This is a genomic window from Stenotrophomonas sp. PA-6-5C (assembly GCF_021605635.1).
GTDB classification, from domain to species: Bacteria; Pseudomonadota; Gammaproteobacteria; order Xanthomonadales; family Xanthomonadaceae; genus Stenotrophomonas; species Stenotrophomonas lactitubi.
Genome location: NZ_WKEE01000063.1, coordinates 1 through 19,428 on the forward strand (window position 1 = coordinate 1; position 19,428 = coordinate 19,428).

The following is a 19,428-nucleotide window of genomic DNA, read 5'->3' on the forward strand; positions in this document are numbered from 1 at the left end:
GGCGTGAGCGCCATGGATGGCGCGACCGAGCCTACATGGACGTATTCACGGCGTCCCCCGCAACCGGACCCACCCCGCCATCCCATGGAATGCACGCTGTTGCCGTTGCCGTTGATTCGGCAGGTGCAGGGCGCAGCCCTGCCGGACCACCTCCGGTGGTTGCAGCAGCAACCGAAAAACTCCGCCATCATCAACCGACCCCCACGTCGTACGGCCCGCCCGTTCCGCCAGCCATGCCTGAATACCGTTCCCGCACCTCCACCGCTGGCCGCAACATGGCCGGCGCCCGCGCCCTGTGGCGTGCCACCGGCATGAAGGATGGCGACTTCCACAAGCCGATCATCGCCATCGCCAACTCCTTCACCCAGTTCGTGCCCGGCCACGTGCACCTGAAGGACCTTGGCCAGCTGGTCGCGCGCGAGATCGAACAGGTCGGCGGCGTCGCCAAGGAATTCAATACGATCGCCGTGGACGACGGCATCGCCATGGGCCACGACGGCATGCTGTACTCGCTGCCCAGCCGCGAGATCATTGCCGACTCGGTGGAGTACATGGTCAATGCGCACTGCGCCGATGCGCTGGTGTGCATCAGCAACTGCGACAAGATCACCCCGGGCATGCTGATGGCCGCACTGCGCCTGGACATTCCGGTGGTGTTCGTGTCCGGCGGACCGATGGAAGCCGGCAAGACCAAGCTGTCCGAGCACAAGCTGGACCTGGTTGATGCCATGGTCGTCGCCGCCGATGACAGCGCCTCGGATGAGAAGGTTGCCGAGTACGAGCGCAGCGCCTGCCCCACCTGTGGTTCGTGCTCGGGCATGTTCACCGCCAACTCGATGAACTGCCTGACCGAAGCGCTGGGCCTGTCGCTGCCCGGCAACGGCACCACCCTGGCCACGCATGCCGACCGCGAAGCGCTGTTCCGCCGTGCCGGCCGCCTGATCGTCGAGCTCTGCCATCGCTGGTATGGCGGCGAGGATCCGCGCGCACTGCCGCGCGGCATCGCCACCCAAGCCGCGTTCGCCAACGCGATGACCCTGGATATCGCCATGGGCGGGTCCACCAACACCATCCTGCACCTGCTGGCTGCCGCGCAGGAAGCGGAGGTCGACTTCGACCTGTCCCACATCGACGCACTGTCGCGGCGCGTGCCACAGCTGTGCAAGGTGGCGCCGAACTCGCCCAGGTACCACGTCGAAGATGTGCATCGCGCCGGTGGCGTGTTCGGCATCCTTGGTGAGCTGGACCGCGCCGGGCTGCTGGATACCTCCGTGCCCACCGTGCACAGCGCCACGCTCGGTGAGGCACTCGATCGCTGGGACGTGATGCGCAGCGACAACGACACCCTGCACACCTTCTTCAAGGCCGGCCCCGCCGGCATTCCCACCCAGGAAGCCTTCAGCCAGGCCACGCGCTGGCCGTCGCTGGATGTTGACCGTGCCGAAGGCTGCATCCGTGCGCTGGAGCATGCCTATTCGCAGGAAGGTGGGCTGGCTGTGCTGCGCGGCAACCTCGCCGTCGACGGCTGCGTGGTGAAGACTGCGGGCGTGGACGAATCGATCCACGTGTTCGAAGGCAATGCGCGCGTGTTCGAAAGCCAGGACGCGGCGGTGGCCGGCATCCTCGCTGATGAAGTGAAGCCCGGCGACGTGGTGGTGATCCGTTATGAAGGCCCGAAGGGCGGCCCGGGCATGCAGGAAATGCTGTACCCGACCAGCTACCTGAAGTCGAAGGGGCTGGGCAAGCAGTGCGCACTGCTGACCGATGGTCGTTTCTCCGGTGGCACCTCGGGCCTGTCGATCGGCCACGTTTCGCCTGAGGCCGCCAGCGGCGGTGTGATCGGGCTGGTGGAGGACGGCGATCGCATCCGCATCGACATTCCCGCGCGGCGCATCGACCTGCTGCTGGACGACGCAACCCTGGCCCAGCGCCGCGCCGACGCCGATGCACGTGGCTGGAAACCGCGTGCGCCGCGCCCGCGCAAGGTCACCAGCGCGCTGAAGGCGTACGCCCTGCTTGCCACCAGCGCCGACAAGGGCGCCGTGCGCAACACCGCCCTGCTCGGCGATTGAAGACGGGTAGTGCCGGCCGCTGACCGGCAAAGGCAGGGCGCCGCGTTTGCCGGCCAGCGGCCGGCACTACCCACCTCCGGAGCGCATCATGTGCAGCCCCGCACATGGACGTCACGATGCGCTTCTCCCGCAGTCTGATAGCACTGGCACTCACCGTTGCATCCACGCCAGCATGGGCCGACGAATGCCACTTCGACAATCGTGCCGAACTGCTGGCGATGTCGCCTGAAGCATTCGACCACGGCCCCGGCGAGGGTTGGGACGTGCTGGTCCGGCGCGCCGGCTGCCAGTTGGAACTGGCTGACCTGTTCGCCGCATACCGGCGCCAGGCCAAGGCAAGCGGCCACCCACAGCTGGCCTGGCACGAGGCGCAACTGCGTGCCTACGAGGGGCAACGCGATCCCGCCAGCGCGCTGATGCGGTTGACGTACAAGCCTGCCGGCGCCGACCCGGAGGGGTGGAACCTCTACGTGGATGCGACCATCGCCTTTCTGGATGACGACCTGCCGGCACTACGACGTGCTCGCGCGCGCTTGGCCGCCCTGCCGCTGCCACCCGGTACCACGCTCAGGGATGGGAGGGTCGAGATGCGGAGCGCACAGGGCCTGCAGCACGTCGCATGGCCACCGCGGCTGAAGACGGTGGACGACCTGATCCGCTGCATGTACCAGCCCTACGCACTGGCGTCCGAGTCATGTCCGCAATCGCAATACTGAAACGCGGAACCAGCCGGCACCTCAGCCGATGGTGCGCTTGAACGGCGGCAGCGCGTCGATGATGCGCTTGCCGTAACGGCGGGTCAGCAGGCGCGAGTCGAGGATGATCACCCGCCCGGTGTCGGTGGAGGTGCGGATCAGGCGGCCGGCGAACTGAGTGAGCGTGCGCAGCGCATGGGGAATCGCAATCAGGTTGAACGCATTGAGCCCGCGCGCTTCCACCCACTCGCTCAGCGTGGCGGTCTGCGGATCGGTCGGCACCGCGAACGGTACCTGGGTGATCACCACCGTGGTGCAGGCCTCACCGGGAAGATCCAGGCCTTCGCCGAACGAGTTCAGCCCGAACAGCACCGAGCCCTCGCCGGCAGCCACGCGGCGCAGGTGTTCGTCGATCATGCGCGTCTTCGACATCTCGCCCTGCACCAGCACCTGCTTGCGCTTGGCGGCCGGCATCAGGCCCGCCACCTTTTCCATCTTCCAGCGCGAGGTGAACAGCACCATCGAGCCCTTCGTCCAATCCAGTTCCTTGCCGATGTAGCGCGCTACTTCACGCGGATGGCCTTCGCGGTCATCGGGCGTGACCGGGAACGGCGGCACGATCAGCTCGGCCTGATTGGGCAGGTCGAACGGGGAAGACAGCGACACCATCTCGGCGGTTTCAGGGATACCGTTGTCGATCGCCAGCGCCTGGAAATCGCCGCCGCCGGTCAGCGTCGCCGAGGTCAGCACCACCGAATCCACTTCATCCCACAACAGCTTGCGCAGCACGTGCGCGGCCGACACCGGCGAGCCATGCAGCACCAGGTCGCCGTCGCGGGTGGCGGTCACCCAGCGCGCCATCGGCGGCGCGCCTTCCTTGTCTTCGCGGCGCCAGACCTGCCACAGGTTGTACTGCTGCTCGATCATCTCCAGGGCCATGCCCAGGTTGCGCTGCAGGCGCTCGCGCGCCGGATCGTCCGGCTTGCCCTTGGCGACCTGCGCGGTGGCCGCGTGCGCCCAGTTGTAGAGGCTGCGGGTATCGTCGGCCAGCGCCTCGATCGGTTCGCGCCAGGCCTCGGGCAGGCGCCCGTTGGCAGCGCGCCACATCGGTTCCTCATCGGCCGGCGCCGGCATCCACACCGCCTCGACATGGTCGCGGAATGCACGCAGGCCCTTCGCCACATTGCTGGCCGCGTCGATGGCTTCGTTCGGCAGCAGGTTGCCGAGCCGATCCTTGTCGACCGCGCGATAGGCGCCGGCAATCAGGATCTGCAGGCGGCCGGTGCGCTTGGCCATCTCGTCCAGCGCCAGGCTGGCCGCACCCTGATCGATGGCCACATTGCCAACGTGGTGGCCTTCGTCGAGCACCAGCAGCATGTCCGACGGCGCGGCGATCATCGGCTGGCCGTTGTCGCTGTCACCAATGGACAGCGCCGACAGCAGCAGCGCGTGGTTGGTGACCACGATCTGCGCGTCGCGCACGGTGTTGCGCGAACGCAGCACCGCGCACTGCGCCGAGTACGCACAGCGTCGCCCCGCACAGCCCGAGGCCGGCGTGGTGATGCGCCCGCGCAGGCCGGGGCTGATGGTTTCCGGTGCGTTGTCGATGTCGCCGTCCCAGCTGCCGTTGCTGAAGGCCACGGTGAGGCGCTTGGCGATGTCCATCTCGATCGGCGCCAGCGGCCGGTCGAACAGCGGTTGCTCATCCTCGAACATGCCGTTCTGCGCGCCCTCGCCATGCGCTTCGGCGGCGTTGCGCGTGCACAGGTAGCGGGTACGGCCCTTGGCCAGTGCGATGGTCGCCTCCAGGCCAGTGGCCTTGAGGAAGTTCGGAATATCGCGCTCGACCAGCTGCGACTGCAGCGCCACGGTACCGGTGCTGATCACCAGCTTCTTCTTGCTGGCCAGAGCAATCGGCACGCCGGCGGTCAGGTAGCCCAGGCTCTTGCCCACGCCGGTCGGCGCCTCGACCACGCCCACACCGCCGCTGGTGGACAGTGCACGCGACACCACGCCGATCATCTGGCTCTGCGAGCGGCGGGTGGAGAAGCCGGGGGTATTGGCCTGCAGCGTCGTGTACGCCTTGCGGATCGCGTCCTTCAAGGTGTCATCGAGCTTGCGTGGGGCGGCGACGGTTTCGGTCACGCCAGAACTACCGTAGCGGGGTCAGGCCGGCCATTGTCGCATGGCCGGCCACGGGCTCCGAGGCGCGGGCGCTGAACAGGGTCAGCCGCGTCGCGCCATGGCTGGATGAGCGCCCCGCGACGCCACCGGCGCGGCCACTGCCGCCATCGCGGTCAGGGCGTCGCAGTGCGCTGCCGCAGCAGCCGTACCAATGCCCAGACCAGCAGTACCGTGCCGACGGCATCGAGCATCGCCAGGCCGAAGTGGACCACGCCCAGCACGGTGCTCAGCTGCGAGATCGCACTGAAGTCACCCCGGCTGACCATCCACATCGGCACCAGGTTGGCCAGCAGGCTGCCCATGCTGGACGCCAGCAACAGCAGCAGGCCGGACAGCGCGCCGGTACGTGCCGGATCGCGTGGCGCGCCCATCACCCAGACCAGGCCGACGCACAGGGCGATCAGCACCGGCAGGCGCACGCCGACCATGGTCAGCAGGGAGACCATCAGAGCCTGGCTGTCCATCGATCAGTCCTGCCCAGCGAAGGCACCGGCACCGGCGCGCAGCTGCTGGTAGACCGCGTCGGTCTGCGGGCGTACGGCATGCCACTGCAGGAAGCTCTCGGCCGCCTGCTCGACCAGCATGCCCAGGCCATCGACCGTGTTGCGGCACTGCGCGGCGCGCGCCCAGGCCAGGAACGCGATGGCGGCCTCGCCGTAGTTCAGGTCGACCGCCGTGGTCATCGAATTGACCAGCGACAGCGGCAGCTTGAACTCGGCGTCGCGATCGCGCCCGGCCGAGGTGGCGTTGAGGATCAGCTCGAAATCACCGAGGTCGCGCAGATCGTCCCAGTAGCGGCTGAGCGCGCGGCCCGGCTCGCCCATGGCATCGATCAGTTCGTCGGCGCGTTCCGGCGTGCGGTTGACCACCACCAGTTCGGTGATGCCGGCATCCAGCAGCGCCGGCGCAACGCTGCGCGCCGATCCACCGGCGCCCAGCAGCAGCACGCGGCGGCCGCGCAGGTCCAGGCCGTGGCGGTCGGTGAGGTCGCGCACCAGGCCGATGCCATCGGTGGTGTCACCGTGCCAGCGGTCGCCCTTGCGCAGCAGGGTGTTGACCGAGCCGGCGCGGCGCGCGCGTGCGGTCAGCGTAGTGCACACGGAGAATGCCGCTTCTTTGTGCGGTGAGGTGACGTTGGCACCGACACCGCCCTCGGCGGCGAACGCCTCCAGCCCGGCCAGGAATGCGTCCGGGGCGAGATCGATGCTGCGGTAGTCGAGGGAGATGCCTTCCTGGCGACCGAACGCAGCATGGATCTGCGGCGACTTCGAGTGGGCGACGGGGTGTCCGAAGACGGCGTAACGATCGGTCATGGAATCCTCAAGCTGGCTAGACTGGTGCTCTTTCGTGCATGGACCTGGATGATGCGTATCGCCCCGACCCTGCTGGTGCTCGCCGCCAGTCTACTCTCTGCCCCGGTGGCGATGGCGTTGAACGAGTACGGCATCGAGGGCATGGGCGTGGTCTCCACCCGCGCCGATGAGGGCCGGGCCACGATCAGCGCCGATGGCCAGCGCATCGTCTTCCCCCGCCGTGGCGACGCCGGCTGGGGGCTGTGGCAGGCGCGCGTGGTCGATGGCCGCTGGCAGCAGGCGCGGGCCTTGCCGCTGGCGGTGACCGGCGAGGTGCGCGACCCGTATTTCAGCCGCGACGGCCGCTGGCTGCTGTTCGCCGCAGGTCGTGAGGGCCGGCTGGCGCTGTACCGGGCGGCGATCGCCGCCGATGGCAGCGTGGGCGCCCCGCAGCCGTTGGCCGGCGATGGCGGTCGCCATGAGGAGCGCGGCCCGGCCTTGAGCGCGGACGGGCAGCAGCTGCTGTTTGCCCGTCAGCAGGGCCGTGGTGCCGGCTGGGACCTGTTCGAGGCCACGCTGGACGCGCAGGGCGCGCGCGGGCCGGCGACGGCGTTGCAGGCATTGAACAGCGCTGCCGATGAAACCGATGGCGACTGGCTGGGCAGCGCGGGCGCGGTGGCCTTCAGCCGTGGCAGCGGTGACACCGCGCAGGTCTGGACCAGCGGCTGCGCGTGGACGGGCGCTGCATTGCAGCCGTTGGGGTTGTCGTTCAACCAGGCCAACGGCTGGACCGGCGCGCCGGTCGTCGACAACGCCAAGCCGGGCGAAATGATGGTGGCCAGCAGCGCGGCGAAGTCGCCACGCGCCGGTGGCGTGGACGTGTACCGGCTGGCAGTGCCGAAGGTGGTGGCAGTGGCGGAGTGCGTGCGGTAGATCCACGCCATGCGTGGATGATGGTTCGGTGGAGGCCGACCGCCCCCTCCGGTAGGTGCCGACCTTGGTCGGCACAGAAACAGAACCGCCAACCAAGGTTGGCCCCCACCAGTAGATCCACGCCATGCGTGGATGACGCCTTCCGACAGGTGCCGACCTTGGTCGGCACACCGGACGGCGCGCCAACCAAGGTTGGCGACTACCAGAACATCAGATCAGCGCGACAGCACCTTCGCGCGCTGCTGCTCGTATTCCACTTCGCTGAGCTGGCCATTGTCCTTGCGCCGGTTCAGCGCGGCCAGTTCGGCCTGCACGCTCTCCGGCACGGCCTGCTCGCGGGCAACCTGGGCGGCGGCGGAAAGCTGCTCGGGCGGCCGCCGGGCGGCGCGCCAGGCAGCGACGAACACGCCGACGATGATGGCCCCGAACACCAGCGTACCGGTGCCCCAGATCAACCATTGCATCCAACCCATTTCAGGTCCCATCGCGTGTTCCTCCGCCCGTCGTGGGCGCTATTGTCAGCGCTCGCGCAGCCAACGCGCCACCTGCGGCGCGAAATAGGTCAGCACGCCATCGGCGCCGGCGCGCTTGAAGCCCAGCAGCGATTCCAGCACGCAGGCGCGCTCGTCCAGCCAGCCGTTGGCGAACGCCGCCTTCATCATCGCGTACTCGCCGCTGACCTGGTAGGCGAAGGTCGGCACACCGAAGGTCTCCTTCACCCGCCGCACCAGGTCCAGGTACGGCATGCCCGGCTTGACCATCACCATGTCCGCGCCCTCCTCCAGGTCCAGCGCGATCTCGCGCATCGCCTCGTCACCGTTGGCCGGGTCCATCTGGTAGGTCTTCTTGTCGGCCTTGCCGAGGCTGGCTGCGCTGCCCACCGCGTCACGGAACGGGCCGTAGAACGCCGAGGCGTACTTGGCCGAGTAGGCCATGATGCGCACGTTGAGATGGTGGTCGGCATCCAGCGCACGACGGATCGCACCGATACGGCCATCCATCATGTCCGAAGGCGAAATGATGTCCGCGCCCGCCTCGGCGTGCGACAGCGACTGCTTGACCAGCGCTTCGACGGTGATGTCGTTGAGCACGTAGCCCTTGTCATCGATGATGCCGTCCTGGCCGTGCGTGGTGTACGGATCCAGGGCAACGTCGGTCATCACCCCCAGCTCCGGGAAACGCGACTTCAGCGCGCGGATCGCACGCTGCGCCAGACCGTCTTCGGCCCACGCCGCGGAAGCGTCCAGCGACTTCTGCGAGGCGTCCAGCACCGGGAACAGATCGATCACCGGGATGCCGAGTTCCAGCGCTTCCTCGGCCACCTTCAGCAGTTCTTCGATCGAAAGCCGCTCCACGCCCGGCATCGACGGCACCGCGACGCGGCCAGCCGGTTCGTGCACGAACACCGGATAGATCAGGTCGTCGGTGGTCAGCGTGTTCTCGCGCATCAGGCGGCGCGAGAATTCGTCATGGCGCATGCGCCGCGGGCGGTAATGGGGATGAGGCATGGCAGGCTCCGAGGAGTGGCTATTGCAACAGGTAGCCCTGCGGCAGCAGGGGTGCGGGCAACGGGCGTTCGCCGAGGGCATCAAGCTGGTCGATCTCGATGGTGCGCACCAGCGCGTCCAACGGCAGGTCGTTCGGCTCCAGGCCGAACGGGTCTTCCATTTCTTCACCCAGCTGGTCCAGGCCGAAGAAGGCATAGGCCAGCACCGCCGACAGCACCGGCGTGGCCCAGCCCAGCGAACTGGCCAGGCCGAACGGCAGCAGCACGCAGAACATCCACGCGCAGCGGTGCAGCAGCAGGGTGTAGGCGAACGGCAGCGGAGTGGTGAGGATGCGCTCGCAGCCGGCCTGGATCGAGGACATCGCGTGCAGGCGCTCTTCCAGCTGGACGTAGAGGATCGAATCGAGCGTGCCTTCGCGACGGGCCTGGGCCAATTCGGCGGCGATCATCGCCAGCAGCGCATCGGGCACGTTCTCGCGCTGGGCGAGCTGCCCGCGCTGCTCCTCGTCCAGCCATGGCACCGCGGCCAGCGCCACGTCGCGGGCACGCAGGCGCGCGGCCAGTGCATAGGCAAAAGCGGTGGTCAGGTAGCTGATGCGCTGGCGGCGTGGCGCATCGTCCGCCAGCAGTACCTGTACCTGCCGCGCCAGCGAACGCGATTCGAACACCAGCTGGCCCCACAGCTTGCGGCCCTCCCACCAGCGGTCGTAGCAGGCGCTGTTGCGGAAGCTGAGGAAGATCGACAGGACCAGGCCGAGCAGGGTGAACGGGGTGACCGAGACGCGCTCGATGCCGACCGGCGGCGCCAGCTCCACCACCGCGGCGACCGCGATGGAGAGGGTGAGGATGGCCAGCACCTTCGGCGCGATCGCCGGGACGATGGAGCCACGCAGGATGTACAGCAGTTGCCAGCCGTGGGGACGGGAACGAATGATCATGGGAGCAGCCGCGCAGGGCGCGGTTCAACAGGCACGCGGGGGGCTCGCGCAGCCGCCCATTCTACTCCCTGCCCGGCCAGCGGCCGTGTCACTGCGACGCCCTGTCGCACCGGCCGGACCGGCTCAGATCACGCCACCGCCCAGCCCCAGGCGCAGGATGCCGACCACCACCACGATGCCGTTCAGGATCAGCCCGGTCCAGGCCCGGCCGCGCTTGCTGGGGTGGGTGAACAGGATGCCGAGCGCGGCGATGATCGCGCCGACCGCAGCAAACGGGATCAGGAACCAGTTGCCCCAGCCCAGCAGCGGTATCAACGCCAGGATCATCCACAACAGGGCCAATACGCCCCACAACAGACTGATCACACCCATAGCGCGCTCCCGTGGTTGTTCTTGCTCCCAACCATAGCCGTTCCCGGCAGCGCCGCCTACCGCCGTTGCCGTCAACCTCACCGGCGCCGTGCTAGCGTGCGGCCATGGGTCGAGCCCCGATGTTGGCGCCGATTCAGAGTGCCCGGCTGATGATCCGAACCAGTCCTACAGGGGTATACGCCATGAACATCCGTTGGGTCGCCTTGGCGGCCATGCTGCTGACCGTTGCCGGTTGCGCCAGCACCTCCAAGGTCATGCTGGGCCGCGCCCGTGCGCCGATCGATCCGGCCCAGGTGCAGATCTATTCGACGCCGCCCGCCGGTTCGCAGGAAATCGCCCAGCTGGAGTCGTCGTCGGCGGTAGGCTTTGGCACGCAGGGCCAGACCGATGCCGCCGTGGCTCGCCTGAAGCGCGAAGCGGCTGCGCTCGGTGCCAACGGCGTGATCCTGATGGGCGTGGGCAGCAGTGGCTCACCGGTCGGCATGTCGGTGGGTGCCGGCAGTTTCGGTTCGCACGTAGGCGGTGGCGTCGGCATCGGCATACCGACCACGCAGAAACGCGCGGCCGGCGTGGCGATCTGGGTGCCGAATCCGGCGCCGCCGGCACGCCTGCCGACGCAGACGATCACCCCGCAACCGCAGCGGTGACCTGCACGGGTCACGCGGGTAGCGCCGGGCCATGCCCGGCGTCTCTTCCCTTCCGCTGCGCTCGCCGGGCGTGGCCCGGCGCTACCGGTACTTCGGCACGAACACCTGGTTCACCGCTTCGGCCAGCTGGTCCGGCGGCAACAGGCCCTGGTCGAGCAGGAAGTTGTTGAACGCCAGGCGGTCGAACTTCGCGCCCAGTGCCAGCTCGGTCTGCATGCGCAGTTCGAGGATGCGGGTGTAGCCGTAGAAATAGCTGCCCGCCTGGCCCGGCATGCGCACCATGTAGCGGTCCAGTTCCTGGGTGGCCATCGCCTTTGACAGACCCACCTGCTCGATCAGCACGCGCTCGCCATTGGCACGGTCGGTGAGGCCGAGGTTGAGCATCGGGTCCAGCATCGCGCGGGCGGCACGCAGCAGACGGAACTGCAGCGCGATCATCTGCCCGTCCAGCGGCTCGTACGGCACCATCTCCGCTTCGGCGTACAGCGCCCAGCCTTCCACGTTCACCGAATTGAACGCGAACATCGTGCGCGCCAGCGACACGCCACGCTCGACCATCGCGGTGAACTGCAGTTCGTGGCCCGGGCGGCCTTCATGCGCGCTCAGCGTCCACGCCGCCGAACCGAAGTTGAAGTCGTCGTACTGCGCGCCCACCCCGGCCGCCGGGTTGCCCAGCGGCAGCACGAAGGTGCCCTGCTGCCCGGTGTTGTTGACCAGCGGCGCGGGCAGGAAGTGCGGTGCCGGGCTGGCAGCGCTTTCGGCGGCCGAGCCAAGGCGCATCTGCATCGCACGCTGCGGCACATCGACAATGCGATGTTCGCGGATCAGCGGATCGATGGCATCGATCACCTTGCGGTAATGGCCTTCAAGCTGGTCATCGGCGATCTTCTCGCCCTTCAGCGCGCGGATCACCGCCACCGGGTCGCTGGGGTCACTGACCTTCAGGCCCTTTTCTTTCGCCACCAGCGGCGCCAGCTGGCGCATCGCCGAGCGCGTTTCCATGAACTCCAGCTGCGCACGCTGCATCAGCAGCTTCGGGTCGATATCAATACCGACCTGCTTGAGCTGATACGCGTACAGCGGGGCCGGCAGGCGCGCATCGGCACGTGCCTTCGGCAGCACCTCCTTGCGGGTCCATGCGGCGTATTCCTTCATCTGTGCGGCAAGCGCCTTCATCGCCTCGTCGGCACCAGCAACCTGGTATTTCTTCAGCAGCGACTCGATACCGGTGATGTACGTCTCGACGTTGTCCAGCGACTGCTGCACTTCGATCTTCGTCGGCTGCAGCAGCGTGCTGTCCTTCAACCGCTCTTCGTAGCGCTGGCGGGCCAGCGTGGTGAACGCGGTGCCGCCTGGCTGCAGGCCGGCGTATGCCTTGAGGCGATCGACCGCCTTGGCCCGGCGCTCGGCCGGCACCTGGTCGGACAGCAGCAGGTTGAGGCCGCTGAACACGCTCTGCGGCGCATCACGCCACGGCAGCAGGTACTTCTGGTTGAGCTCGCTGCCTTCGATGTTCTGGTTGGCGGCGGCGATCATGATCTCCAGATCCTGGCGGACGTTGGGATCCTTCTCGCTGGCCAGCTTGGCCTTCAGCTCGTCGCGGGCCTTGGCCATCGCGGCGCGGTAGCGCTGGTCGTTGTCCGGGCCGAGGTCGGCGACCTTGTCGTCGTAGCCGGGCACGCCGAAGAAGCCGGTTTCCTCGGGCTGGAACGGACCCTGGGCATCCAGCAGGATCTGCGCCAGCGCGTTGCTGCGCGCGACCCAGGCCGGGCTGGCGGGCGTAGAGGCCTTGGAGGCCGGTGCGGCCAGGGCCGGTGGGGCCGACAGCAGCGGGGCGGCGGTCAGGGCCAGGGCGATGGCAAGCGCGATCGGCTTCATGGAGCACTCCAGGATAGGGTTGCCCGCACCCTACGCGCTCATGACGGTGGCGACAATCGCCCGGAGGTCACGCCCTCTACAGCGCGACCGTCAGCGCACAGTCTCCGCGCGCGCGACATTCCTGCAGTTCGCATTCGCCGGCCGCCTCGGCATCATCCAGCGCGCTCAGGTCGAAGGTCTGCTTGTCTTCGGCCAGCACGTACATCACCGGGTAATCCCACACGTCGTCGCTGCGGGTGCCCTTCACGAACAGGCGGCCATGCGCATGCGGTCCTTCCAGCGCCACGGTCAGGCCGACATCGCGCTCGCCGTTGATGGCGGTCTGCATGCTGCCCAGCGGCAGCGTGCCGGCCTGCAGCGGTTCACCGAACACCTGCACCAGTTCGACGCTGCAGCCGGCGCGACGCATCGCCTCGCGCATCGGCGCACTGTCGTGCGCGGCCTCGGTCCAGCGCAGCACACTCCAGCCGATGGCACCGCCGAGGGCGGCCAGGAACAGCAGCACCGCCAGCGGCATCGCCCAGCGCCAATGCCGGCACCACCAGCCGGAGGCCAGGTTGGAGGGAGCAGGAATCGGCGGCGGCAGGGTCATGGGCGGGCTCCTTCCCGGATGATGATCAAGGCTTCAGGCAACGTCCCAGGAAGGCTTCGGCAACGCGGTAGCGATGCAGTGCGTCGGCACCGGACAGGCCGTGCTTGGCACCCGGATAGGTCATCAGTTCAAACGGCTGGCCACGCTTCTGCAGCGCGCTCATCAGGCTGGTGGAATTGGTGAACAGCACATTGTCGTCGGCCATGCCGTGGATCAGCAGCAGCGGCGAGCGCAGGCCCTCGATGTGGGTCAGCACGCGTGCTTCGCGGTAGCCGGCATCGTTGCGCGCCGGCAGGTCCATGTAGCGCTCGGTGTAGTGGCTGTCGTACAGGCCCCAGTCGGTCACCGGTGCGCCGGCCACACCGCAGGCGTAGCTGTCCGACGCCTTGGCCAGCAGCATCAGGGTCATGTAACCGCCGTTGGACCAGCCCTGCACGCCGATGCGCGCCGGGTCCACCCACGGCTGCTGCTTCAACCACGCCACGCCACGCAGCTGGTCGGCCACTTCCACCGTGCCCTGCTTGCCATACAGCGCGCCACCGAAGTCACGGCCACGGCGCGGGGTGCCGCGGTTGTCCAGCGAGAACACCACGTAGCCCTGCTGGGCAAGGTACTGGTTGAACAGATGGTCGCCACGGCCGGGCCAGCTGTCGGTGACGGTCTGGCTGGCCGGGCCGCCATACACGTACACCGCCACCGGGTAGCGCTTGGCCGGATCGAAGCCGGCCGGCTTGATCACGCTGTAGTTCAGCGGCGTCCTGCCGTCGGCAGCGGTGAGCGTGCCGAATTCGACCGGGCGCTGCGCCTCGCGGTAGCGCGCGTAGGGATGGTTGGGATCGGCCAGATCGTTCTCGACCAGGGTGGCGATCTTCTCGCCATTGGCGCGGAACAGTTCGATCTGCGGCGGCGTGCTGCTGTTGGACCAGCTGTCCACGTACACGCTGGCGTTGCGCGCGAAGCTGGCGCTGTGCATGCCCGGCGCCTTCGACAGGCGCTGCGGCTGGCCACCCTGCAGCGGGACGGCGTAGATCTGGCTTTCGCGCGCCGATTCGATGCCGGCGCGGAAGTACGCCAGGCCGGCCTTTTCATCGACCGCCAGCAGTTCATCGACCGACCAGTTGCCGTGGGTCAGCGCGGCGGCCTTGCCCTTGCTGTCGATGCGGTACAGATGCTGGAAGCCCGTGCGCTCGGACGACCACAGGATGCTGCCGTCGTCGAGGAAACGCAGGCTGTTGTGCAGCGGCACCCAGGTCGGGCTGGTTTCGTGGGCCAGCACATGCTGCTGGTTCGAGGCCAGGGTGACTTCCACCAGGTCCAGCTTCTTCTGGTCGCGCGACTGGCGCTGGAAACTCAGGTGCTGCGGATCGCGCCAGTCGACGCGGGCCAGGTAGATGTCCTGCTCCTTGCCGAGGTCGATCCACTGCGTCTGCGCCTGTTCCACCGGCGAGATCACACCCAGCTTCACCTGCACGTTGGCATCGCCCGCGGCCGGGTAACGCTGTTCGATCACATCGGTGCGGTCGGCATAGACTTCGTAGCGCTTCTGCACCGGCACCGGGCTTTCGTCGATGCGGGCGTAGGCGATGGCCGAATCGTCCGGCGCCCACCAGTAACCGGTATGGCGATCCATCTCTTCGTCGGCGACGAATTCGGCGATACCGTTGCCGATGGTCGTGCTGCCATCAGCGGTCAGCTGCATCTGCTTCCCACTGGCCAGGTCGATCACCCACAGGTTGCGGCCGCGGATGAAGCTGACGAAGCCGCCCTTGGGCGACAGCTTGGCATCGGTGGCAAAGCCTTCGCCGTGGGTCAGCTGGCGCACTGCCGCCTTGCCTTCCTGCTTGAGGTCGTACAGGTACAGCTCGCCGCCCAGCGGGAACAGCAGGCGCTGCGCGTCCGGCGACCACTGGTAATCGACGATGCCGGTCATCGCGGCGATGCGCTGGCGCTCGCGGCGGGCCTTTTCTTCGTCACTGAGGGTTTCGGTACCCGGCAGCACCACCTTCGAGTCCACCAGCAAGCGGGTCTGACCGCTGCCGATGTCGTAGCTCCACAGGTCCAGCTGGTTGCGGTCGCTGTCCTTGCCGCGCAGGAAGGTCACGCGCGAGCCGTCCGGCGCCACCTTCGGCTTCATCAGGGTCGGGCCGGACAGCGGCAGCGGGCCGGTGATGGCTTCCAGGGTGAGTTTTTCAGCGTGGGCGACGGTACTGGTGGCGAGCATGAGGGCGAGCGAGGCGAACAGATGGCGCATGGAGGATCCCGGCAAACGGCAGGTCCGTCACCGCGGCGGGCGCGGGACGGTCAGCCTCCATCCTAACCAAGCCGGTGCTGGAAGACAGCATGACCTTCTGCCCATGGCAGCGCTATTGAAGGGTCAGAGCCCTTTGCGATGCAAAGGGATCCGACCCTTGGGCCACCGTCCCGGGTCAGCGCTTGCCGAACAGGTGCTTGCGCTCTTCGTCGCTGAGCGGCTTGCCAGCGTCCGGGTTCACCTGCGTGCGCAGCGCATAGGCGCGCTGGGTGGCCGGACGGTCGGCAATGGCCTGGTGCCAGCGCTTGAGGTGCGGGAACGCGGCGAAGTCGACCGGGATCTTGTCGTAGGCGCCAACCCACGGGTAGCTGGCCATGTCGGCGATGGTGTAGTCCTCGCCGGCCAGGAAGGCGTGCTCGGCCAGGCGCTTGTCCATCACCCCGTGCAGGCGGCGCACTTCATTGTCGTAGCGCTCGATCGCGTACGGGATCTTCTCCGGCGCGTACACATTGAAGTGGCCCATCTGCCCGCTCATCGGGCCCAGCCCGGCCATCTGCCAGAACAGCCATTCCAGGGTGGTGACGCGACCACGCGGGTCGGCCGGCAGGAAGCGGCCGGTCTTCTCGGCCAGGTACAGCAGGATCGCGCCGGACTCGAACACGCTCTGCGGGGCGCCGCCGTCGGCCGGGGCGTGGTCGACGATGGCCGGCATCTTGTTGTTGGGGGAAATGGCCAGGAATTCCGGCTTGAACTGGTCACCCGAGCCGATGTTGACCGGATGAATGCGGTACTCCAGGCCAGCTTCTTCCAGCAGCAGGGTCACTTTGTGGCCGTTCGGGGTAGGCCAGTAATACAGGTCGATCATGGCGGCGGCTCTGGGGTACGGAAAGGAACCTGAAGTCTAGTGCGTGCGTTGGCTTGGCACCGTCATGGCGGGCCGGTAACCTCGCCTCTCCCCCGAAACGCAGCATCCTCCGCATGAGTGCAAACCGTCCGCTACTGTCCCCGCTGTCCAGCCTGATCTTCGCTACCCGCTGGCTGCAGCTGCCGCTGTACCTGGGTTTGATCGTTGCCCAGTGCGTTTACGTGTTCCTGTTCGGCAAGGAACTGTGGCACCTGATCTCGCACTCGGTGTCGATGGGCGAGCAGCAGATCATGCTGATCGTGCTGGGCCTGATCGATGTGGTGATGATCTCCAACCTGCTGGTGATGGTGATCGTCGGCGGCTATGAAACCTTCGTCTCGCGCCTGCGCCTGGAAGGCCACCCGGACCAGCCGGAATGGCTGAGCCACGTCAACGCCAGCGTGCTGAAGGTGAAGCTGGCGATGGCGATCATCGGCATCTCCTCGATCCACCTGTTGAAGACGTTCATTGCCACCGGCGCGCTGGGCGGCATCCCGCTGTGCACCCCGGAGCAGATGAGCGTGGCTGCCGCCAACATCGGCGTGGCCCGCTGCTCGATGCTGACGGCTGACGGCGTGCTCTGGCAGACCATCATCCACTGCGTGTTCATCCTGTCGGCGATCGGCATCGCATGGACCGACAAGCTGATGTCCGGCAGCCACGACAAGCCGGAAGGCCACGGCAAGTCCGCCGCACATTGATCCCGATCCCGGTGGCGGTACCAGTGCCGCCACCGGCCCGCTACGCCTGCCCTTGTGCGCAGGTGAGGCCGGGATGCTAGATTGCACCCTCGCCGTCATCGGCGATGGCGTCGGGAAACGTCATCGACCGCGCCCGGACCTCCAGTCCCGGCAGGCTTGCCTACGTTTGTCGTAACGTCGTCTTCTTAGAGGGGAGCAGGATGTCGCACGTCGCAATGATCGCTGCCGCGCGCCGGTGGTTGCCGGTCGCTCTGGCTTTGGCCCTGGCTGCCTGCTCGGGCAAGGAAGAAACACCGGCCCCGGCCGCGCAGGGTGCCCCCGCCGCTGCAGCGCCAGCCGCACCGGCCGTGGCTGCCAAGGTGCAGTCGATGGGCACCGAGCAGCTGCGCGAATCGGCCAGCCAGGCACTGCGCGAGAACCGCATGTACGCGCCGGCCGGCGACAACGCCATCGAGTACTACCTGGCCCTGCGCGACAAGACCCCGGACGATGCCTCGGTGAAGAGCGCGCTGACCGACCTGCTGCCCTACACCCTGATCGCCGCCGAGCAGCACCTGGGCCGCGAGGACTTCACCGAAGCGCAGCGGCTGGTCGCCCTGATCGAAAAAGTCGACGCCTCGGCCCCGGCCCTGCCGCGCCTGAAAGAAGGCCTGAGCAAGGGCGTACAGATCGCGGCCAAGCGCACCGAAGACGAAACCGAGAAGGTCAAGAAGGACGCTGAAGACCGCACCAGGCAGCTGGCCGAGCAGCAGCGCCTGACCGAACAGCGCGCCAAGGAAGCCGAGGCGGCCAAGCAGATTGCCGCGCAGCAGGATGTTGCCCGTCGTGACAGCGAGCGCCAGGAAGCCGAGCGCCAGGCCGCCGCGCGCCGCGATGCCGAGCAGAAGCAGCAGCAGGCCGCTGCCCAGCAGGCCAACGCCGCCCGCCAGGCCGCGACCGCCGCCGCCCCTAGCCTGCGCCCGGTCAGCACGCCGGCACCGCGTTACCCGGCCGAAGCCCTGCGTTCGGGCACCTCCGGCGAAGTGCTGGTGGAAATCACCGTCGGCACCGACGGCTCGGTGACCAACGCGCGCGTGCTGCGCGCGACGCCCTCGCGCGTTTTCGATCGCGAAGCCCTCACCGCAGTCAAGCGCTGGCGCTTCGAGCCGGTCAATGCCCCGGTCACCACTCGCCGCACGCTGGTGTTCGCACCGGGCGGCTGATGCCCAAGGCGGTAGCGCCGGGCCGCGCCCGGTGGTTCTGGAGCAAGGCCCGGCATGTCCGGGCCTTGTACGTTTCAGGCTGCGCCGTCGATCAACCGTTGCAGCGCCGGATCGCGTGCCGCCAGCACCTGGAACAGACCCAGTGCGTGCAGTCCGGGCAGCAGACTGCGCAGATCGGCTTCGGCGGCGGCACGGGTGGCGGCATCACTGGCCGGGTCCTGCCAGTCGCGGACGCTGGCGAGGAAGGCGCCTACACTGCCCTTGCGCACGGTGAGTCCGTTCACCTGCACGTCGTTCTGATGATCGGGAAGGATGTCGTGGGGCTGCATGGCGTGCTCCAGGGGAATGGAGGACCAGTGTCGACGCTCGCTTCCGACCGTTCTGCCGTATAACTGCCAAGGGATATGGCAGAACAGACACTCCAGGCACCCCTGATCGATCCTGCGCTGGCTGATGCCAGCGCGGGGCCAGCCCTGCTCGGCACGCAGCTGGCGATGCCGGGTTCGCGCCGCACTGCCCGTCATCAGCACGCGCGCGGGCAACTGCTGGGCGCCCACACCGGCCTGTTGCGGATCGAGGCGGGTGACATCCACTGGCTCCTTCCGGCGGGGCACGTGGCATGGCTTCCGCCGCAGCACCCGCATGCGCTTTCCAGCATCGGCAGCTTCGATGGCTGGAGCCTGTACTTCGGAAGGGAAGCCTGCGCGGGCTTGCCCACCACACCACGCATCTTCCAGCCCAGCGACCTGCTGCAGGTGGCGGTGCCGCGGGCACTGCAGTGGTCCGGGCAGGCGTTGGATGCGGTGCAGCAGCGCCTGGCCGGGGTGATCATCGATGAGATCGCCGCCGGCACGCCCTTGCCGCTGGCCCTGCAACAGCCAAGCGACCGCCGTCTACGCCGCATCGCCTCGGCCCTGGCGCGCGCGCCGCATGACACCCGCACCGTCGAGGACTGGGGCGCGGCGAGCGGCCTGTCCAGTCGCAGCCTCGCCCGCCGCTGGCAGGCCGAGACCAACATGACCCTGACCCACTGGCGACAGCGCCTGCGCGTGCTGCTGGCGTTGCCGCGATTGCTGGCCGGCGAACCGGTCACCACCGTCGCACTGTCATTGGGCTACGACACGCCCAGTTCCTTCATCGCCGTGTTCAAGCGCGAGATGGGAGTGACGCCGGCACGGTATGGGGAAGGAAACGCCTCACTGCGCTGAAATGAACGAGGCCCGGGATGACCGGGCCTCGTTCTGCATCCGCCGGGCATGG

At 67.9% G+C, this 19,428-nt stretch carries 19 protein-coding genes; 7 read left to right on the plus strand and 12 right to left on the minus strand.

What is annotated here, in order from left to right; genetic code table 11:
- The first annotated feature begins 233 nt into the window (after positions 1–233).
- Both ilvD and GIW57_RS20480 read left to right on the plus strand, forming a co-directional pair.
- Positions 234–2,072: a dihydroxy-acid dehydratase gene (ilvD, locus tag GIW57_RS20475; protein WP_100462062.1), complete on the plus strand. Its 1,839-nt coding sequence runs from the start codon at positions 234–236 to the stop codon at positions 2,070–2,072.
- Between the two features lie 116 nt (positions 2,073–2,188).
- Entirely contained in the window at positions 2,189–2,788 is a 600-nt protein-coding gene (locus tag GIW57_RS20480; protein ID WP_236512558.1) for a hypothetical protein, read from the plus strand.
- A 21-nt stretch (positions 2,789–2,809) separates the two neighbouring features.
- On the opposite strand, the gene dinG is transcribed toward GIW57_RS20480, so the two are convergent.
- The 3 genes from dinG to aroE all read right to left on the minus strand — a co-directional run bounded on the left by dinG (position 2,810) and on the right by aroE (position 6,264).
- Entirely contained in the window at positions 2,810–4,912 is a 2,103-nt protein-coding gene (gene dinG, locus GIW57_RS20485) for an ATP-dependent DNA helicase DinG (RefSeq protein WP_236512559.1), read from the minus strand.
- Between the two features lie 152 nt (positions 4,913–5,064).
- A complete protein-coding gene (locus GIW57_RS20490) occupies positions 5,065–5,415 on the minus strand; it encodes a hypothetical protein (protein WP_099819829.1) in 351 nt (116 codons plus the stop codon).
- Positions 5,416–5,418: 3 nt separating this feature from the next.
- Positions 5,419–6,264, minus strand: a complete 846-nt coding sequence (aroE, locus tag GIW57_RS20495; protein ID WP_205404502.1) for a shikimate dehydrogenase — start codon at positions 6,262–6,264, stop codon at positions 5,419–5,421.
- Positions 6,265–6,312: 48 nt separating this feature from the next.
- Here aroE and GIW57_RS20500 point away from each other — a divergent pair, with 48 nt between their 5' ends.
- The gene (locus GIW57_RS20500; protein ID WP_236512560.1) at positions 6,313–7,176 is read left to right on the plus strand and encodes a hypothetical protein; all 864 of its coding nucleotides are present in this window, start codon (positions 6,313–6,315) and stop codon (positions 7,174–7,176) included.
- Between the two features lie 215 nt (positions 7,177–7,391).
- On the opposite strand, the gene GIW57_RS20505 is transcribed toward GIW57_RS20500, so the two are convergent.
- The 4 genes from GIW57_RS20505 to GIW57_RS20520 all read right to left on the minus strand — a co-directional run bounded on the left by GIW57_RS20505 (position 7,392) and on the right by GIW57_RS20520 (position 9,993).
- Complete coding sequence (locus GIW57_RS20505) at positions 7,392–7,661, minus strand: hypothetical protein (RefSeq protein WP_089237657.1); 270 nt, start codon at positions 7,659–7,661, stop codon at positions 7,392–7,394.
- Positions 7,662–7,694: 33 nt separating this feature from the next.
- Positions 7,695–8,684 (minus strand): porphobilinogen synthase, encoded by a 990-nt coding sequence (gene hemB / locus GIW57_RS20510; protein WP_025877543.1) that lies wholly within the window; start codon positions 8,682–8,684, stop codon positions 7,695–7,697.
- A 19-nt stretch (positions 8,685–8,703) separates the two neighbouring features.
- Positions 8,704–9,621, minus strand: coding sequence for a bestrophin family ion channel (locus GIW57_RS20515; protein WP_236512562.1), 918 nt, complete (start codon positions 9,619–9,621; stop codon positions 8,704–8,706).
- Between the two features lie 123 nt (positions 9,622–9,744).
- Entirely contained in the window at positions 9,745–9,993 is a 249-nt protein-coding gene (locus GIW57_RS20520; protein WP_032952021.1) for a hypothetical protein, read from the minus strand.
- A 182-nt stretch (positions 9,994–10,175) separates the two neighbouring features.
- Here GIW57_RS20520 and GIW57_RS20525 point away from each other — a divergent pair, with 182 nt between their 5' ends.
- Entirely contained in the window at positions 10,176–10,640 is a 465-nt protein-coding gene (locus GIW57_RS20525; protein ID WP_100462055.1) for a hypothetical protein, read from the plus strand.
- A gap of 81 nt (positions 10,641–10,721) precedes the next feature.
- Here GIW57_RS20525 and GIW57_RS20530 read toward each other — a convergent pair whose 3' ends face one another.
- The 4 genes from GIW57_RS20530 to GIW57_RS20545 form a co-directional block, all read right to left on the minus strand.
- Positions 10,722–12,518 carry a DUF885 domain-containing protein gene (locus GIW57_RS20530; RefSeq protein WP_236512563.1) on the minus strand — a complete coding sequence of 599 codons (1,797 nt, stop codon included), beginning with the start codon at positions 12,516–12,518 and terminating at the stop codon, positions 10,722–10,724.
- 76 nt (positions 12,519–12,594) lie between these two features.
- A complete protein-coding gene (locus GIW57_RS20535; RefSeq protein ID WP_236512565.1) occupies positions 12,595–13,110 on the minus strand; it encodes a cytochrome c oxidase assembly factor Coa1 family protein in 516 nt (171 codons plus the stop codon).
- A 25-nt stretch (positions 13,111–13,135) separates the two neighbouring features.
- Positions 13,136–15,361, minus strand: coding sequence for a DPP IV N-terminal domain-containing protein (locus GIW57_RS20540; protein WP_236512567.1), 2,226 nt, complete (start codon positions 15,359–15,361; stop codon positions 13,136–13,138).
- Between the two features lie 175 nt (positions 15,362–15,536).
- A complete protein-coding gene (locus GIW57_RS20545) occupies positions 15,537–16,226 on the minus strand; it encodes a glutathione binding-like protein (protein ID WP_236512569.1) in 690 nt (229 codons plus the stop codon).
- A gap of 113 nt (positions 16,227–16,339) precedes the next feature.
- Here GIW57_RS20545 and GIW57_RS20550 point away from each other — a divergent pair, with 113 nt between their 5' ends.
- Positions 16,340–16,966, plus strand: a complete 627-nt coding sequence (locus GIW57_RS20550; RefSeq protein WP_230112884.1) for a TIGR00645 family protein — start codon at positions 16,340–16,342, stop codon at positions 16,964–16,966.
- Positions 16,967–17,166: 200 nt separating this feature from the next.
- Positions 17,167–18,168 (plus strand): energy transducer TonB, encoded by a 1,002-nt coding sequence (locus GIW57_RS20555; protein ID WP_236512571.1) that lies wholly within the window; start codon positions 17,167–17,169, stop codon positions 18,166–18,168.
- A 74-nt stretch (positions 18,169–18,242) separates the two neighbouring features.
- On the opposite strand, the gene GIW57_RS20560 is transcribed toward GIW57_RS20555, so the two are convergent.
- A complete protein-coding gene (locus tag GIW57_RS20560) occupies positions 18,243–18,497 on the minus strand; it encodes a hypothetical protein (protein WP_236512573.1) in 255 nt (84 codons plus the stop codon).
- Positions 18,498–18,572: 75 nt separating this feature from the next.
- Between GIW57_RS20560 and GIW57_RS20565 the strand changes: the two genes are divergently transcribed.
- A complete protein-coding gene (locus GIW57_RS20565) occupies positions 18,573–19,376 on the plus strand; it encodes a helix-turn-helix transcriptional regulator (RefSeq protein WP_236512575.1) in 804 nt (267 codons plus the stop codon).
- Positions 19,377–19,428 lie beyond the last annotated feature (52 nt).

What these genes read in the sequence shown, in the direction of transcription:
- GIW57_RS20560 (WP_236512573.1), bottom strand. Translation starts at nt 18,497, where the DNA reads ATGCAGCCCCACGACATCCTTCCCGATCATCAGAACGACGTGCAGGTG.
- GIW57_RS20515 (WP_236512562.1), bottom strand. Translation starts at nt 9,621, where the DNA reads ATGATCATTCGTTCCCGTCCCCACGGCTGGCAACTGCTGTACATCCTG.
- GIW57_RS20500 (WP_236512560.1), top strand. Translation starts at nt 6,313, where the DNA reads ATGATGCGTATCGCCCCGACCCTGCTGGTGCTCGCCGCCAGTCTACTC.
- GIW57_RS20490 (WP_099819829.1), bottom strand. Translation starts at nt 5,415, where the DNA reads ATGGACAGCCAGGCTCTGATGGTCTCCCTGCTGACCATGGTCGGCGTG.
- GIW57_RS20550 (WP_230112884.1), top strand. Translation starts at nt 16,340, where the DNA reads ATGAGTGCAAACCGTCCGCTACTGTCCCCGCTGTCCAGCCTGATCTTC.
- GIW57_RS20540 (WP_236512567.1), bottom strand. Translation starts at nt 15,361, where the DNA reads ATGCGCCATCTGTTCGCCTCGCTCGCCCTCATGCTCGCCACCAGTACC.
- GIW57_RS20530 (WP_236512563.1), bottom strand. Translation starts at nt 12,518, where the DNA reads ATGAAGCCGATCGCGCTTGCCATCGCCCTGGCCCTGACCGCCGCCCCG.
- GIW57_RS20535 (WP_236512565.1), bottom strand. Translation starts at nt 13,110, where the DNA reads ATGACCCTGCCGCCGCCGATTCCTGCTCCCTCCAACCTGGCCTCCGGC.
- hemB (WP_025877543.1), bottom strand. Translation starts at nt 8,684, where the DNA reads ATGCCTCATCCCCATTACCGCCCGCGGCGCATGCGCCATGACGAATTC.
- GIW57_RS20480 (WP_236512558.1), top strand. Translation starts at nt 2,189, where the DNA reads ATGCGCTTCTCCCGCAGTCTGATAGCACTGGCACTCACCGTTGCATCC.
- aroE (WP_205404502.1), bottom strand. Translation starts at nt 6,264, where the DNA reads ATGACCGATCGTTACGCCGTCTTCGGACACCCCGTCGCCCACTCGAAG.
- GIW57_RS20565 (WP_236512575.1), top strand. Translation starts at nt 18,573, where the DNA reads ATGGCAGAACAGACACTCCAGGCACCCCTGATCGATCCTGCGCTGGCT.
- GIW57_RS20505 (WP_089237657.1), bottom strand. Translation starts at nt 7,661, where the DNA reads ATGGGACCTGAAATGGGTTGGATGCAATGGTTGATCTGGGGCACCGGT.
- GIW57_RS20520 (WP_032952021.1), bottom strand. Translation starts at nt 9,993, where the DNA reads ATGGGTGTGATCAGTCTGTTGTGGGGCGTATTGGCCCTGTTGTGGATG.
- GIW57_RS20545 (WP_236512569.1), bottom strand. Translation starts at nt 16,226, where the DNA reads ATGATCGACCTGTATTACTGGCCTACCCCGAACGGCCACAAAGTGACC.
- GIW57_RS20525 (WP_100462055.1), top strand. Translation starts at nt 10,176, where the DNA reads ATGAACATCCGTTGGGTCGCCTTGGCGGCCATGCTGCTGACCGTTGCC.
- ilvD (WP_100462062.1), top strand. Translation starts at nt 234, where the DNA reads ATGCCTGAATACCGTTCCCGCACCTCCACCGCTGGCCGCAACATGGCC.
- GIW57_RS20555 (WP_236512571.1), top strand. Translation starts at nt 17,167, where the DNA reads ATGTCGCACGTCGCAATGATCGCTGCCGCGCGCCGGTGGTTGCCGGTC.